The sequence below is a fragment of the Paenirhodobacter sp. genome (assembly GCF_047600745.1).
GTDB lineage: Bacteria > Pseudomonadota > Alphaproteobacteria > Rhodobacterales > Rhodobacteraceae > Rhodobacter.
On record NZ_JASGKI010000004.1, the window covers coordinates 1839378 to 1855826 of the forward strand.

Annotated in this window: 13 protein-coding genes; 4 read left to right on the forward strand and 9 right to left on the reverse strand. The window is 66.5% G+C overall.

Features of this window, described 5'->3' with window-relative positions; all coding sequences use genetic code 11:
* Positions 1-47: 47 nt before the first annotated feature.
* The gene (hrcA, locus tag QM789_RS17765; RefSeq protein WP_420353343.1) at positions 48-1112 is read left to right on the forward strand and encodes a heat-inducible transcriptional repressor HrcA; all 1065 of its coding nucleotides are present in this window, start codon (positions 48-50) and stop codon (positions 1110-1112) included.
* Between the two features lie 25 nt (positions 1113-1137).
* Complete coding sequence (locus QM789_RS17770) at positions 1138-1644, forward strand: nucleotide exchange factor GrpE (RefSeq protein ID WP_420353344.1); 507 nt, start codon at positions 1138-1140, stop codon at positions 1642-1644.
* Positions 1645-1666: 22 nt separating this feature from the next.
* On the opposite strand, the gene mutS is transcribed toward QM789_RS17770, so the two are convergent.
* Positions 1667-4282, reverse strand: coding sequence for a DNA mismatch repair protein MutS (gene mutS / locus QM789_RS17775; RefSeq protein WP_420353154.1), 2616 nt, complete (start codon positions 4280-4282; stop codon positions 1667-1669).
* Positions 4283-4390: 108 nt separating this feature from the next.
* On the opposite strand from mutS, the gene QM789_RS17780 reads away from it, so the two are divergent.
* Both QM789_RS17780 and QM789_RS17785 read left to right on the forward strand, forming a co-directional pair.
* Positions 4391-6658 carry an NADP-dependent malic enzyme gene (locus QM789_RS17780; protein ID WP_420353155.1) on the forward strand — a complete coding sequence of 756 codons (2268 nt, stop codon included), beginning with the start codon at positions 4391-4393 and terminating at the stop codon, positions 6656-6658.
* Positions 6655-7527, forward strand: coding sequence for a ribokinase (locus tag QM789_RS17785; protein WP_420353156.1), 873 nt, complete (start codon positions 6655-6657; stop codon positions 7525-7527). The genes QM789_RS17780 and QM789_RS17785 overlap by 4 nt, the downstream gene beginning before the upstream one ends.
* On the opposite strand, the gene phoB is transcribed toward QM789_RS17785, so the two are convergent.
* The 8 genes from phoB to QM789_RS17825 form a co-directional block, all read right to left on the reverse strand.
* Positions 7512-8192, reverse strand: a complete 681-nt coding sequence (phoB, locus tag QM789_RS17790; protein WP_420353157.1) for a phosphate regulon transcriptional regulator PhoB — start codon at positions 8190-8192, stop codon at positions 7512-7514. The genes QM789_RS17785 and phoB overlap by 16 nt on opposite strands.
* A 3-nt stretch (positions 8193-8195) precedes the next feature.
* Positions 8196-8906: a phosphate signaling complex protein PhoU gene (phoU, locus tag QM789_RS17795; RefSeq protein ID WP_420353158.1), complete on the reverse strand. Its 711-nt coding sequence runs from the start codon at positions 8904-8906 to the stop codon at positions 8196-8198.
* An 11-nt stretch (positions 8907-8917) separates the two neighbouring features.
* A complete protein-coding gene (gene pstB / locus QM789_RS17800; protein ID WP_420353159.1) occupies positions 8918-9715 on the reverse strand; it encodes a phosphate ABC transporter ATP-binding protein PstB in 798 nt (265 codons plus the stop codon).
* Positions 9716-9727: 12 nt separating this feature from the next.
* Positions 9728-11062: a phosphate ABC transporter permease PstA gene (gene pstA / locus QM789_RS17805; RefSeq protein WP_420353160.1), complete on the reverse strand. Its 1335-nt coding sequence runs from the start codon at positions 11060-11062 to the stop codon at positions 9728-9730.
* Positions 11059-12519, reverse strand: a complete 1461-nt coding sequence (gene pstC, locus QM789_RS17810; RefSeq protein ID WP_420353161.1) for a phosphate ABC transporter permease subunit PstC — start codon at positions 12517-12519, stop codon at positions 11059-11061. The genes pstA and pstC overlap by 4 nt, the downstream gene beginning before the upstream one ends.
* 54 nt (positions 12520-12573) lie before the next feature.
* Entirely contained in the window at positions 12574-13614 is a 1041-nt protein-coding gene (locus tag QM789_RS17815) for a PstS family phosphate ABC transporter substrate-binding protein (RefSeq protein ID WP_420353162.1), read from the reverse strand.
* Positions 13615-13720: 106 nt separating this feature from the next.
* Complete coding sequence (locus QM789_RS17820; RefSeq protein WP_420353163.1) at positions 13721-14422, reverse strand: response regulator transcription factor; 702 nt, start codon at positions 14420-14422, stop codon at positions 13721-13723.
* On the reverse strand, positions 14419-16329 hold the full coding sequence (locus tag QM789_RS17825) for a PAS-domain containing protein (RefSeq protein ID WP_420353164.1): 1911 nt from the start codon (positions 16327-16329) through the stop codon (positions 14419-14421). The genes QM789_RS17820 and QM789_RS17825 overlap by 4 nt, the downstream gene beginning before the upstream one ends.
* Positions 16330-16449 lie beyond the last annotated feature (120 nt).

Consider the following 16449-nt stretch of genomic DNA (forward strand, 5'->3'; position numbering starts at 1 on the left):
CCCCAAAGCACGTTGACCTGCGCGCGGGTCGGGCTTTAATTCCGGGGATGGACGAGAATGCGCAGAACCGGCTTCTGGCCGAACTGAATGACCGCTCCCGCGAGGTGTTCCGGCGGGTGGTGGAGGGCTATCTGCAAACCGGCGATCCGGTGGGATCGCGCACGCTGACCCGGCAGATGACGGAAAAGCTGTCGGCGGCGACGGTGCGCAACGTGATGCAGGATCTCGAATACATGGGGCTTCTGGGCAGCCCGCATGTCTCGGCGGGCCGGGTGCCGACGCAACTGGGCCTGCGGATGTTCGTCGACGGCTTCATGGAGGTCAGCGAATTGCGCGCGGCCGACCGGCAGGCGCTGGACGTTCTGGGCGTGAACGAACCCGATGTGGGCACGCTGCTGGATCGGGTCAGCGGGGCGCTGTCGGGCCTGACGCATGGCGCGAGCATCGTTCTCGCGCCGAAGCGCGAAGCGCCGATCCGCCATGTGGAATTCGTCGGGCTTGGGCCGGATCGGGCGCTGGTGGTGCTGGTCTTTGCCGATGGGCAGGTGGAAAACCGGGTGTTCACCCCGCCCGTGGGGCAAACGCCGTCTTCGCTGCGCGAGGCCGCGAATTTCATCAATGCCATTGCCGAGGGGCGCACGCTGGGCGATCTGCGGGGGCAGGTGGCGGCGGAAATCGCCTCCCGGCGGCAGGAGCTTGATACGCTGGCGGCGGCGCTGGTCGAAAGCGGGCTGGCGCAATGGGCCGATCACGGCGAGTCGACCGAGCGGCTGATCGTGCGCGGGCAGTCCAACCTGCTGGATACCGAGGGCGATCTGGACCGGATCCGCAGCCTGTTCGACGATCTGGAGCGCAAGCGCGACATCGCCGAATTCCTGGATCTGGCCGAACAGGGCGACGGTGTGCGCATTTTTATCGGTTCCGAGAACAAGCTTTTTTCGCTTTCGGGTTCCTCTGTCGTCGTTTCTCCCTATATGAACGCGGAACGCAAGATCATCGGGGCGATCGGGGTCATCGGGCCCACGCGGCTGAACTACGGCCGGATCGTTCCGATCGTGGATTATACGGCGCAACTGGTCGGACGGGTTCTGTCCGGCAGGGGCAAAGGGTAGGAAGATGACTGAGAATAAAGAAGACATGCCTGAGGATCTGGACGCGCTGAGCGATCCGCTTGCGGATCCCGAACTGGACGCGCTGCGCGCCGAGCGGGATGATTACAAGGACCGTTTCATACGGGCGCTGGCCGATGCCGAAAACGCCCGCAAGCGGGCCGACCGGGACCGGCGCGAGGCCGAGAATTATGGCGGCTCGAAGCTGGCGCGCGACATGCTGCCGGTGTTCGATGCGCTGAAGCGCGCGCTGGATGCGGCGAGCGAGGAAGTCCGTGCGGCGGCCCCCGCGCTGATCGAGGGGGTGGAACTGACGCAGCGCGAATTGCTCAACGTGTTCAAGCGTCACGGCATCATCGCGATCATGCCGAAGGTCGGCGACAAGTTCGACCCGCAGCATCACGAGGCGATGTTCGAGGCGCCCGTGCCCGGCACCACGGCGGGCGACATCATCCAGGTGATGGATGACGGTTTCATGCTGCACGACCGGCTTCTGCGCCCGGCCAAGGTCGGCGTGAGTTCGGTGCCCAAGTGAACGGCGGGGGGTGATCCCCCCGCTATTTCAACAGCGCCCGCAGGTCATAAAGCGCTTCGAGCGCCTGTTTCGGGGTCATCTCGTCCGGGTGCATCGCCCGCAGCCGGTCTTCGACGGGCGAGGTTGCGGGTTTCGGCGGTGGCGCCACGGCGAACAGCGGCAGATCGTCGATCATCATCTTCTTTTTCGACCCGCTTTCCCGATCGCCGGTTTCCAGCGCGTCCAGAACCACCCGCGCCCGGGCGACGACGCTCTCCGGCAGGCCCGCCAGCCGCGCGACCTGCACGCCATAGCTGCGATCAGCGGCGCCCTTCTTCACCTCATGCAGGAAGATCACCTCGCCGTCCCATTCCTTGACGGTCACGGTGGCGTTCTCCACCCCGTCCAGCTTTGCCGACAGCGCGGTCATCTCATGGTAATGCGTGGCGAACAGCGCGCGGCAGCGGTTGGTGGCATGCAGATGCTCCAGCACCGCCCAGGCGATCGACAGCCCGTCATAGGTCGCCGTGCCGCGGCCGATCTCGTCCAGGATCACCAGCGCGCGGTCATCCGCCTGGTTCAGGATCGCCGCCGTTTCGACCATCTCGACCATGAAGGTCGACCGCCCCCGCGCAAGGTCATCCGCCGCGCCGACCCGGCTGAACAGCTGGCTCACCAGCCCGATATGCGCGCGCCGGGCGGGCACGAAGCTCCCCGCCTGCGCGAGCAGCGCGATGATCGCATTCTGCCGCAGGAACGTGGATTTCCCCGCCATGTTCGGCCCGGTCAACAGCCAGATCGCCGGGGTCGTGCCGCTTGTCAGGCCGCAGTCATTGGCGATGAAGGGCTCGCCCTGCCGTTTCAGTGCGGCTTCCACCACCGGATGCCGCCCGGCCTCGACCTCGAACGCGCGGGAATTATCGACCACGGGCGCGGCCCATCCATCCCCCGCCGCCAGATCGGCAAAAGCCGCCGTCAGGTCGATCTCGGCAAGCGCCCGCGCGGCCTCTCCGATCGGGCCGGAATGGGCCAGAATCGCGCGTTTCAGGCTGTCATAGAGACGTTTTTCGATGTCCAGCGCATGCGCCCCGGCGTTGAGGATCCGGGTCTCAAGCTCGCTCAGTTCCACGGTGGTGAACCGCACCTGATTGGCCGTGGTCTGGCGGTGGATGAACCGCGCAGAGCCCATCATCTTCTCGGCATGGATCGCCGTCGTTTCGATGAAATAGCCCAGCACGTTGTTGTGCTTGATCTTCAGCGAGGCGATCCCGGTTTCCTCGATGAACTCCGCCTGCATTCGGGCGATGACGCCGCGCCCTTCGTCGCGCAGCCGCCGGGTTTCGTCCAGTTCGGCGTCATAGCCCGGCGCGATGAACCCGCCGTCGCGCATCAGCAGCGGCGGCTCAGCCACCAGCGCGGCATCCAGCAGCGCGACCAGATCGCCATGCCCGGTCAGGGCGCGGCCGGCCTCCGACAGCAGCGCGGGGCTGTCCGCCGGAACGCTGGCCGCGATCCGCCCGGCCTGTGTGAGCGCGGCGCGGATCGCCACCATGTCGCGCGGCCCGCCCCGGTCGAGCGCGATCCGCCCAAGCGCGCGGTCCATGTCCGGCGCGCGCTTCAGATCGGCGCGCAGATCCTCGGCAAAACGTCTCTGTTCCAGCAGAAAACGCACCGATTCATGCCGCGCGTGGATCAGCGCCAGATCCCGCGACGGCGCCGAAATCCGCCGCTCCAGCAGCCGCGCGCCGCCCGCCGTTACCGTCCGGTCGATGGCCGAAAGCAGCGACCCCTCGCGCCCACCCGACAGCGCCTGCGTCAGTTCGAGGTTGCGCCGGGTGGCGGCGTCGATCTGCATCAGGCTGCCCGCTTCCTCCCGCACCGGACGGCGCAAGAGCGGCAGTTTCCCCCGCTGCGTCAGGTTCAGGTAATCGACGATCGCCCCCATTGCCGATACATCCGGCCGCGCAAAGGCCCCGAAGGCATCCAGCGAGCCGACCGCATAAAGCGACAGCAGCCGCTGTTCCGCGCCCTGGCTGTCGAACGCGGCGCGCGGCAGGGGGGTCAGCGCGGCGCGCATATCGGCGACGATCGGCGCACAGTCGCCCTCCCGCGCCTCGCTCACCAGAACCTCGCGCGGAGCGAGCCGCGCCAGTTCCGGCCCGAGCCGGTTCAGCGCACAGGGCATCACCCGGAATTCGCCGGTGGAAATATCGACCCAGGCCAGCGCGCCTTCGCCCTGCACCTCGGCCCAGGCGGCAAGGAAGTTGTTCCGCCGCGCCTCCAGCAGGCTGTCTTCGGTGAGCGTGCCGGGGGTGACCAGCCGCACCACCTCGCGCTTCACCACCGATTTCGCGCCGCGCTTCCTGGCCTCCGCCGGGTCTTCCATCTGTTCGGCGATGGCGACGCGGAAGCCCTTGCGGATCAGCGTCAGCAGATAGCCCTCGGCGGCATGGATCGGCACGCCGCACATCGCGATGTCCTCGTCCAGATGCTTGCCCCGCTTCGTCAGCGCGATGTCGAGCGCCGCCGCCGCCGCGATGGCATCGTCGAAGAACATCTCGTAGAAATCGCCCATCCGGTAGAACAGCAGCGCGCCGGGGTTCGCTTCCTTGATCGCCAGATATTGCGCCATCATCGGCGTGACTTGCGGCTCGCTCATTCCCGTCTCCTGTGTTCGGCGCGACCCTACAAAAGGCCAACCCCGGCTGCAAATCCATTGAGGCCCGCCCGGCAGAACGCTAAGAAGCTGGTAACCCGGAGGAGCCCCATGACCACGAAGAACCGCGTCACGCCCGAAGAGGCGCTGGCCTATCACCTCGACCCGAAGCCCGGCAAATACGACATCATCGCGTCTAAGCCGATGACGACGCAGCGCGACCTGTCGCTGGCCTATAGCCCGGGCGTCGCCGTGCCGGTGCAGGCGATCGCCGAACGGCCCGAAACCGCCTATGACTATACCGTCAAGGGCAACATGGTGGCGGTCATCTCCAACGGCACGGCGATCCTTGGCCTTGGCAACCTCGGCGCGCTGGCGTCGAAGCCGGTGATGGAAGGCAAGGCGGTGCTGTTCAAGCGGTTCGCCGATGTGAACGCGATCGACATCGAACTCGACACCGAAGACCCGGACGAGATCATCCAGGCGGTGAAGCTGATGGCGCCGACCTTCGGGGGGATCAACCTCGAAGACATCAAGGCGCCCGAATGTTTCATCATCGAAAGCCGGCTGAAGGAGATCTGCGACATTCCGGTGTTCCACGATGACCAGCACGGCACCGCGGTGATCTGTGCCGCCGGGCTGATCAATGCGCTGGAGCTCAGCGGCAAGCGGATCGAGGATGTGCGCATCGTGCTGAACGGCGCGGGGGCGGCGGGGATCGCCTGCCTCGAACTGATCAAGGCGATGGGCGCGCGGCATGACAACTGCATCATGTGCGACACCAAGGGCGTGATCTACAAGGGCCGTACCGAGGGCATGAACCAGTGGAAATCCGCCCATGCGGCCGACACCGATGCCCGCACGCTCGAAGATGCGATGCGGGGCGCGGATGTGTTCCTCGGTGTGTCCGCCAAGGGCGCGGTGACGCCGGAGATGGTGGCCTCGATGGCCGACAACCCGGTGATCTTCGCCATGGCGAACCCGGATCCGGAGATCACCCCCGAAGAGGCCCATGCCGTGCGCCCGGATGCGATCGTGGCCACGGGCCGGTCGGATTATCCGAACCAGGTCAACAATGTGCTGTGCTTCCCCTATCTGTTCCGCGGCGCGCTGGATGTGCATGCCCGCGCGATCAACGAGGAAATGAAGATCGCCTGTGCCCGGGCACTGGCCGAACTCGCGCGCGAGGATGTGCCGGACGAGGTGGCGATGGCCTATGGCCGCAAGCTGACCTTTGGCCGCGACTATATCATCCCGGCACCCTTCGACCCGCGGCTGATCCGGGTGATCCCGCCCGCCGTGGCGAAGACGGCGATGGATACCGGCGTTGCCCGCCGCCCGATCATCGACATCGACGGCTATGCCCGCAGTCTTGCGGCGCGGATGGACCCGACCGCCTCGATCCTTCAGGGGATACAGGCGCGGGCGCGGCGGGCGCAGGCGCGGATGATCTTCTCCGAAGGCGACGATCCGCGCGTGCTGCGCGCGGCGGTGGCCTATCAGCGCGGCGGCATGGGGCAGGCGCTCGTCGTCGGGCGCGAGGCCGATGTGCGCGAAAAGCTGGAGTCCGTCGGGCTGGGCGATGCCTATCGCGAACTGACCGTGGTCAATTCGCTCAACAGCAAGCATGTCGAGAGCTACAAGGATTTCCTCTATGCCCGCCTGCAACGGCAGGGCTACGACCGCGAGGACGTGCATAAGCTGACCACCCGCGACCGGCACATCTTCGCCGCGCTGATGCTGGCGCATGGCCATGCCGACGGGATGGTGACGGGGGCGACGCGGAAATCGGCGCATATCCTCGAACGGATCGGCAAGGTCTATGACGTGAAGCCCTCGGATGGCGCGGTGGGGATCACGGCGCTGCTGCACAAGGGCCGGGTGGTGCTGATCGGCGACACGCTGGTGCATGAATGGCCCGAGCCCGAGGATCTGGCCGACATCGCGCAGGCGGGCGCGATGGTCGCGCGCGGGCTGGGGCTGGAACCCCGGGTGGCCTTCGCCTCGTTCTCGACCTTCGGCTATCCGGTGTCGGAGCGCGCGACGAAGATGTATCTGGCGCCCAAGGTGCTGGACAGCCGCGGTGTCGATTTCGAATATGACGGCGAAATGACCGTCGATGTCGCGCTGAACATGGATCAGATGAAGAGCTATCCGTTCTGCCGCCTGACCGGCCCGGCGAACGTTCTGGTGGTGCCCGCGCGGCATGCGGCCTCGATCTCGACCAAGCTGATGCAGGAAATGGCGGGGGCGACGGTGATCGGCCCGATCCTCACCGGCGTGGCGGATCCGATCCAGATCTGTTCCACCGTCGCGACTGTGAACGACATCCTGAACATGGCGTCGATCGCCGCCTGCCGGATGGGTCAGCGCAAGTGACGGTCTGGAACCTCGGCTCGATCAACGCGGATCACTTCTACCGGCTGCCGCATCTGCCGCAGCCGGGGGAGACGCTGGCCGCAGCGGATTATGCCGTTGGCCTGGGCGGTAAGGGCGCGAACCAGTCGGTGGCGCTGGCGCGGGCCGGGGCGGATGTGCGCCATATCGGTGCCGTTGCGGCGGATGGGCTGTGGATGGTGGCGCGGATGCGCGCGGCGGGGGTCGATTGCACCCATGTCGCGGTGCTGCCCGGCGCCTCCGGCCATGCGATCATCGAGGTCGATGCGGCGGGCGAGAATGCGATCCTGCTGTTCGCCGGGACCAACCGGGCGATTGCGCCCGATGCCGTCCGGGCCGTGCTTTCCGGGGCCGCGCCGGGCGACTGGCTGGTAACGCAGAACGAGACCTCGGCCCTGTCCGAAGCGGTGGCCGAGGCGCGGGCGCGTGGCCTGCGGGTGGCCTATTCCGCAGCGCCCTTCGATGCGGCGGCGGTGCGGGCGGTTCTGCCCGGTGTCACGCTGCTGATCGTGAACGAGGGGGAGGCCGAGGCCCTGCGCCGCGATTTCGGGGGCGCGCCGCCAGTGCCGCAGATGGTGGTGACGCTGGGCGCGCAGGGTGCCGAATGGCACGAAAACGGGCAGGTGATCCGGGTGCCCGCGTTCCGGGTCCGGTCGGTGGATACGACCGGGGCGGGGGATACTTTCGCCGGTTATCTGCTGGCGGGGCTCGCGCAGGGGTTTTCGCCGCGGGAGGCGCTGCGTCTTGCCTCCGGTGCGGCGGCGCTGAAGGTGACACGGACGGGAACGGCCGATGCCATCCCCGCCCGCGATGAGGTCGATGCCTTCCTGGCGGCTCAGCCCAGCGAATAGCCGGTGCCGCGCACGGTGCGGACCGGATCGCCCCCGCCATGCGCCATCAGCGCCTTGCGCAGCCGCCCGACATGCACGTCGATCGTGCGGGTATCGACATAGATGTCCCGCCCCCAGACCCGATCCAGCAACTGGTCCCGGGTCCAGACCCGCCCGGGTTTCTCCATCAGCGTGGACAGCAGCCGGAACTCGGTCGGCCCGAGCTTCAGCGGCTGGCCGCTGCGGAAGACCCTGTGTTCGCCCGCGTCGAGGATGATGTCCTGAAACACCAGCCGCTCGCCCATCGTGGCGGGCCGGGTACGGCGCAGCTGCGTGCGCAGCCGGGCCATCAGCTCCACCACCGAATAGGGCTTCACGACGTAATCATCCGCCCCGGTCTCCAGCCCGCGCACCCGGTCGGATTCCTCCGACCGCGCCGAGAGCATGATGATCGGGATCGCGCGGGTCTCCGGATTGGCCTTCACCCGGCGGCAGATCTCGATGCCCGAGACATTCGGCAGCATCCAGTCCAGCACGATCAGGTCGGGCTTCTCCTCCCGCACCATCAACAGCGCCTCGTCGCCATTCACCGCCATGACGACGCGGAACCCTTCGGCCTCAAGGTTGTATTGCAGGACTTCACGCTGGGCCGATTCATCCTCGACCACCAGCACGCAGGGCTGCATCGGTCAGTCCTCCACCTTGTCGAACGGGGTCACGCTGTCGGATTTCGGGCGCTCGTCGTCGGGCATCTCGCCGGTCACCAGATAGATCACCTGTTCGGAAATCGAGGTCGCCAGGTCGCCCATCCGCTCGATGTTCTTCGCGATGAAATGCAGGTGCATGCAGGCGGTGATGTTGCGCGGATCTTCGAGCATGTAGGTCAGGAATTCGCGGAACAGCGCATTATACATCTGGTCGATCTCGATGTCGCGGGCGCGCACGTCGGCGGCCAGCTTCTCGTCGCGCTGGATGTAGCTGTCGATCGCGTCCTTCAGCATGCCTTCGACCGCCTGCGCCATCCGGCGGATCGCGCCGGTGGAGCCGTTGATCGGCTGCATCTGCATCAGCACCTGCGAGCGCTTGGCGATGTTCTTGGAATAATCGCCGACGCGTTCCAGACTGCCCGAGATCTTGATCACCGACAGCGCGACCCGCAGATCGGAGGCCGCCGGCGCGCGCAGCGCGATCAGCCGCGCCGCCTCGGCGTTGATCTGCTCTTCGAGCGCATCGACGGCCCTGTCGCGCTTGCGCACCGACTGCGCCAGATCGTCGTCGCGGGTTTCGAGCGCGGTCGCCGCATCGACGATCTGCGCCTCGACCAGCCCGCCCATCTTCACGACCAGCGCCTGAACCGTTTCCAGGTCGCGGTCGAATGCGGAAAGGATGTGTTGAGCCATGTGTTCCTCCGTCAGCCGATCCGGCCGGTGATGTAGCTTTCGGTCCGGGGGTCCGAGGGTTTGGTGAAGATGGTCGCGGTCTCGCCGAACTCAACCAGGTTGCCGAGGTGGAAGAAGGCGGTCTTCTGGCTGACCCGCGCGGCCTGCTGCATCGAGTGGGTGACGATCACCACCGAGAAGTTCGAGCGCAGTTCGTCGATCAGTTCCTCGACCTGCGCCGTCGCGATCGGGTCGAGCGCCGAACAGGGTTCGTCCATCAACAGCACCTCGGGCGAGGTGGCAACGGCGCGCGCGATGCACAGCCGCTGTTGCTGGCCGCCCGACAGGCCGGTGCCCGGCGCGTCCAGACGGTCCTTCACCTCGTTCCACAGCGCGGCCTTGCGCAGCGATGCCTCGACAACCTCGTCCAGTTCCGCCTTGTTGCGGGTCAGGCCGTGGATCTTCGGGCCATAGGCCACGTTGTCGTAGATGGATTTCGGGAAGGGGTTCGGCTTCTGGAACACCATGCCGACGCGGGCGCGCAGCTGCACCGGGTCGACCTTCCTGTCGTAGATGTTTTCGCCGTCCAGCAGGATCTGCCCCTCGACGCGGCACACCGGGATGGTGTCGTTCATCCGGTTCAGGCAGCGCAGGAAGGTCGACTTGCCGCAGCCCGACGGCCCGATGAAGGCGGTGACCGTCTTGTCGAGAATGTTGATGCTGACATCTTTCAGCGCATGGGTCGTGCTGTAATAGACCTGCACATCCTTCGCAGCGATCTTGACCTTGGTGGCGTCCACGACTCTCTCCGTCAGTCTCATGTCGTTCATGATCGTCAATCCTTACCAGCGGCGCTCGAACTTGCGGCGCAGAATGACCGCGAGGATGTTCATCACCGCCAGGAAGATCAGCAGCACGATGATGGCACCGGAAGCGCGTTCCATATAGGCGGGGTCCGCCCGTTGGGTGAAGTTGTAGACCTGCACCGGCAGCGCCGAGGCCGGATCCATGAAGCCCTCGGGCGGCGCGTCCGGATAGTCGCGCACGAAGGCCACCATGCCGATCAGCAGCAGCGGCGCCGTTTCGCCAAGCGCCTGCGCCAGGCCGATGATCGTTCCCGTCAGGATGCCCGGCATGGCGAGCGGCAGGACATGGTGGAAGATCGTCTGCGTCTTCGACGCGCCAACGCCGAGCGCCGCATCCTTGATCGAGGGCGGCACCGCCTTCAGCGCGGCACGGGTGGCGATGATGATCGTGGGCAGGGTCATCAGCGTCAGCACGAGGCCGCCGACGATGGGCGAGGATTGCGGCAGGCCGCCGAAGTTGATGAAGGCCGCGAGACCGAGGATGCCGAACACGATGGAGGGCACCGCGGCGAGGTTGGCGATATTCACCTCGATCAGGTCGGTGAACCAGTTCTTCGGCGCGAATTCCTCAAGATAGATCGAGGCGGCAACCCCGAGCGGCAGCGACAGCACCAGCACGATCAGCATCATGTAGAGCGAGCCGAGGATCGCGACGCCGAGGCCCGCCGCCTCCGGCCGCACTTCGGAGGCGTCGGGCGCGGTGATGAAGTCCCAGTTGAACGGCAGGGAGATCAGCCCCTGATCGCGCATCGCCTGCGCCAGTTTCAGTTGCGCGGGGGAGACGTTGCTGTCGAGCTCCGCGCTCTCCATCGTCACCCGGCCCTTGAAGTAGCCGTCGATCCGGCCACCCGCCAGCGCGTTGAAGCTGATCGTGGTGCCGATGACCGAGGGATCCGCCAGCACCCGCTTGCGCAGTTGCGCGGGCGCTTCCTTGGAGATCAGCCCGGCGATTTCCTTGTCGGAGATGCCTTCGGTGGCAAGGCCCTTCGCCCTCACCTCGGCGATCAGCGCCTGTTCGAGCATCTTGCCATAGGCGATGGTGGTCACCTTGCCCATCGCGGCCGGGTCGCGGGCGCCCGAGGGGTCCACCACCGCGGCATCGACCGGAACCTGCATCACCATCCGGGTCTGCCGGAAGGCGCCGAGCCCGGAGCCCAGCACCGAGCTGAGCAGCACCACCAGCGCCAGCACCCCGAAGGCCACCGCGGCCATGCCGTAAGTGCGGAACCGGGCTTCGGCGGCATTGCGGCGGCGGGTGCGGGGATCGGCGGCGTAAAGCGATTTCGGAACGTTTGTGGCTTCGGCAGTCATTCATACTGCTCCCGATACTTGCGCACGATATAGAGCGCGAGGATGTTCAGCCCCAGCGTGAAGACGAACAGCGTCAGGCCGAGGGCAAAGGCGACCAGCGTTTCGGGCGAGGCGAATTCGGTGTCGCCCGTCAGCTGGCTGACGATCTTCACCGTCACCGTGGTCATCGCCTCGAACGGGTTGAGCGACATCTTCGCCGCCGCGCCCGCGCCCATCACCACGATCATCGTTTCGCCGATGGCGCGCGAGGCCGCGAGCAGCACCGCACCGACGATGCCCGGAAGGGCGGCGGGCAGGATTACCTGCTTGATCGTTTCCGATTGCGTCGCGCCCAGCCCATAGGAGCCGTCGCGCAGCGATTGCGGCACCGCGTTGATGATGTCATCCGACAGCGAGGACACGAAGGGGATCAGCATCAGCCCCATCACCACGCCCGCCGTCATCACCGAAGACGACGACGACCCAAGCCCCAGCGGCTGTGCGAACCAGTCGCGCAGCGCCGGCCCCACGGTGATCAGCGCAAACAGACCGTAGACGATGGTCGGGATCCCCGCGAGGACTTCGAGCAGGGGCTTTGCCACCGCGCGGACCTTTTTCGAGGCATATTCCGCCAGATAGATCGCGGCGAAAATCCCCACCGGCACCGAGACCAGGAGCGCGATCAGCGAGATGTAGAGCGTGCCCCAGATCAGCGGCCAGATGCCGAGGTCGGATCCGCCGCCGAATTTCGGGTTCCAGGTCAGGCTGAAGAAGAAGTCCTTGAACGGATAGACGCGGAAGAAGTGGATCGTCTCGAACACCAGCGACAGCACGATGCCCACCGTGGTCAGGATCGCGATGCACGACGCCCCGATCAGCAGCCAGCGCACGAAGGTTTCCGACACGTTGCGCGCGCGGAACTCCGGCCGGATCCGCGACACGGCAAAGACGAAGCCCGCCAGCGCCAGCGCCAGAACCGCGAAGACCATCGCTATGTGGCTCGTCGTCGCCATCGCGCGATAGGATTTCGCCGCCTCGAAGACCGAGGGCTTCACGTTGGAGCCGAGCGCCACGCCGACCTCGGCCAGGCGGCCGCGCACATCGGTGACATCGGCGCGCATCGCGGTCAGGTTCGCTTCGGACAGCTTGCCCTGTGCGAGGATCTGGTCGAGCCCCGAGGCGATGCGACGCACATCCGTCATCACCAGCCCGACCGAAGAGCCCTCGGGCACATCCGCGGCGGTGATCATCGCGGTGATGCGCGATTCGATGAAGGTGGGCTGCGCCAGAAGCCAGCCCGCCAGCAGAAGCAGGGCCGGAACGGCGGTGAACAGGAAGACCGTCTGTCCGTAATAGCTTGGCAGCGAATGCAGCCGCCGGACGTCGCCTTGCACCTTGGAAACGGCAATCTGCCGCCCCGCGATGTATCCGGCGACTGCCAGCGCAATCACGATCAGGGAAAGGAGACCGACACTCATGGGACTTTCCGCATCAAAAGGAAAGGCGGCGCCCGAAGGCGCCACCCGGGGATCTTAGTTCAGCGGCCCCATGGCCACGTTGTTCTTCACGTCTTCCTGGGTCTTGGCGAGTTCCGGATCGGGAACCAGGCCATAGGCAGCGAGCGGACCTTCGGGCCCCGCCATGTCGTCCGAGACGAAGAAGTCGATGTATTCCTGCAAGCCCGGGATCACGCCGATATGCGCCTTCTTCACATAGAAGTAGAGCGGGCGGGAGACCGGGTATTCGCCCTTCGCCACCGTCTCGACCGAAGGGGTCACGCCGTCGATCGTGGCGACGCGCAGCTTGTCGGTGTTGTTCTGGTAGAAGGACAGGCCGAAGACGCCGACGGCGTTCTTGTTCGCCGCGATCCGGGCTAGCGTTTCGGTATAGTCGCCGTCGATGTCGACCGAGACGCCATCCTTGCGCAGGTCGTTGCACGCCTTGGCCGCCTGTTTCGCGTCGCCGTTGTTTTCGGTCGCGAACAGGTCGAAGGCGCCGGTGGACTTGCAGCCCTCGACGATCACCTTTTCGTCGAACACTTCGCGGGTGCCGTGCTTCGTGCCCGGGATGAACAGCAGCAGATCCTGCGCCGGGAAGTCGGCCTTGACGTCCTTCCAGGTCTTGTTCGTGTTGTCCACGAGCTTGCCGTCCTTCGCGACCTTCGCGGCCAGCGCGCCATAGATGTCGCCGGGGGTCAGGGCGAAGGCCGGGCCGTTGATGTCGCTGGCGAAGACGATGCCGTCATAGCCGAAGCGCACTTCCATGATTTCGTTGACGCCGTTCGCCTTGCAGGTGTCGATGTCCGACTGCGAGATCCGCGAGGAGGAATTGGCGATGTCGATGGTGTTTTCGCCCACGCCTTCGCACAGCTTCTTGCGGCCCGCGCCCGAACCGCCCGATTCCACGACCGGGGTCGGGAAGTCGAAGTTTTCGCCGAAGGCCTCGGCGACGATCGTGGCATAGGGCAGCACGGTCGAGGAACCGGCCGACTGGATCTGATCACGCGCCAGCGCGCCCGAGGCCGAAACGGCCAGCAGGGCCAGGGCGGAGACGCCGAGTTTCACGGTATTCATGGATCACTCCCGAATTGACAAAAGCGGGCCGCTGCGGCCTCGGCGCCTTGCTAGGCTCCGACGGTGACGCTTATGCAAAACTCATGTGACAGTTCCATGACATGGTTCACGACCAGCTGACATCGCTCAGGAAGATATAGCCCGCGCCATAGATCGTCTTGATCAGCTTCGGGTTCTTCGGATCCTCGCCGAGCTTCGTGCGCAGCCGCGAGATCCGCACATCCATCGCGCGGTCGAAACTCTCGCCCGCGACGCCGCCAAGCGTCTGTTGCATCTGTGCGCGGGAAATCAACCTGTTGGGGCTTTCCAGGAACAGCCGCAACACCTCGCCCTCGGCATGGCTGAAGGGGGTTTCGCGGCCCGCCGCGTCGATCAGGACATAGCGGTCGAACTGCGCGCGCATCCCGGCGAAGGCGGCCACATTCTGCGCCGGGGCCTCGGTGCGCGGCTTGCGCAGGCGGGCGCGGATCCGGGCCACCACCTCCGCCGGGTCGAAGGGTTTGATGATGTAGTCGTCCGCCCCGAGTTCCAGCCCCGTCACCCGGTCCTGCACCTGTGCCCGGCCCGAGATGATGATGATCGTCGCCCCTGATTCGAGCGCCAGCCGATGCACCAGTGCCAGCCCGTCGCGGTCCGGCAGGCCCAGATCGACGAGGCAGACATCGGGCTGGCACCGCTTCAGCCCGGCCTCGAATTCCGTCGCGCGGCCATAGGCGGTGGTGCGGAAGCCCGCCTCTTCGAGTGCGTCCGACAGCATCCGGCGGATTTCGGCTTCGTCATCGAGAATGGCGACGAGAGGCTGTGTCATGCGCGCGCTCCGGCGATCAGGGCGGAGAGTTCCGCGGTGGAGAACGGCTTGTGCAGCACCGGGCAGGGCGCCGCCGCCCGCAGCGGATCGCCGGGTGGCAGCGAGGTCATCAGCACCGCGGGCACGCCGGGCGGCAGGCTGCGCACCAGATCGAGCCCGGTCATCCCGCCCAACTGGATATCCGACAGCACGAAGCCGATTGCCGGACCCATGCCGGGCAGTGCGGTCAGGGTCAGCGCCTCTTCGGCCGTGGACGCCTCGATCACGCTGTGGCCAAGGGCGCGCAGCCGTTCTCGCACCTCGGCGCGGATATCGCCGTTATCCTCGACCAGCAGGATCAGCAGCGGCTCCGCCCGCACGGTGGCGAGCCGCAGCGGCAGGCGCAGCGTCACCCGCGCCCCTTCGTCGGTGTTCTTCAGCCGCACGCTGCCCCCCGCCAGTTTCGTCTGATCGTAGACCATCGACAGGCCGAGGCCCGATCCCTCGCCACCCTTGGTGGTGAAGAACGGATCCAGCGCGCGGGCCAGCGCCTCGGGCGTAAACCCCGGCCCGGTGTCGGAAACGGAGATCTGGATCCAGGTGTCGCGCAGGGCATGCGCCTCGATCCGGATCGTGCCGCCCGCCGGGCCCATCGCGTCGCGTGCGTTCAGCAGCAGGTTCAGCAAACAGTCCTGCACCTGCCCCGGGTCGAGCAGCACCGGCGCGTCGAGCCCACCGACAAAGGTTTCCAGCCGTACGTTCGGCCCAAGCGCGGGCAGCGCCATCGCGGCCAGATCCTCGATCAGCGGACGCATCTCCACCGCCTGCGGGCGGATTTCGCGTTTTCCGGAAATCGCGGAAATCCGGTCGAGCAGCATGCCCCCGCGCCGCGCCGCGGCCAGCGTTGCCCGCACCGCTTCGGTGACGTCCGGGGGCAGGTCGGCGCGGCGTTCGATCCGCCCCTGAAGGCCGAGGATCACGGTAAGCAGATTGGCGAAGTCATGCGCCAGCCCCGATGTCAGCTGCGAGGCCAGTTCGCGCTTGGCGGATTGGGTGATGGCGGCGCGGGCCTGTGCCTCATGCGTCACGTCGGTCGAAAGGACATAGGCCCCGCTCACCTCACCCGTCGCCGCGACATCGGGCGTCAGCGCGATCCGGATCCGCCGGCCGGAGGGGGTATGGGTGATTTCGAACACCTGCGCCTCGCCCGCCAGCGCGCGCTCCAGATGCGGCCGGATCCGGCGCGCGGTATCGTGGCCGAGCGCCTTTGCCAGCGTCTTGCCCACCGGATCCTCCTGCGATCCGGGCATCACCGAGGTCACCCGCCGGTTCGAGAAGGTATAGACCATATCCCGGTCGATATGGGCGATATGAGCGGGCATCATCTCGGTCACCTGCCGGGTGCGGGCCTCGATCGCCGTCAGTTCACGCTGCGCCTCCTGCAACGCGGCGTTCAGCGCGGCGAGTTCGCGGTTCGCCGTCGCCAGCCGCTCGGCATGGGCCAGAAGCTGCCCCGAGAGTTCCTCGGACCGGGTGCGCAGCAGCGCCTCCTGCGCCTTGATCGCGGTGATGTCGGTATAGACGGTGACCCAGCCGCCCTGCGGCAGCGGCGCCCCCTCGACCGAAATCACCCGCCCGTTCGCGCGCGTGCGCTCCATGTAATGCGGTGCGAAGGTCCGGGCGGCTTCGACCCGGGTGCGGATCGCCTCTCCGATATCCTCGACCGGGCCATATTCGCCCCGGGTCACCAGATAGCGGATCGTTTCCTCGAACGGGGTTCCCGGTCGCACCAGCGCATCGGGCAGGTCGAACATCACCTGATAGGGCCGGTTCGAGACCGCCAGCCGCAGCCCGCTGTCAAAGATCGACAGGGCCTGGCCGATCAGGTTCAGCCCGGCCTGCGTCAGCCTCTCGCGCTGGTCTTCCATCCCGTTCCTCCCCGGCCATGGGTAGCACCCCGGCCCCGATCCGCAAAGGGGCGATGGCGGAAAGGATTCGTTAGATTCCCGCAAAACTCAGGCAAAGTTTCGCGGCCATGACTCGGGGCG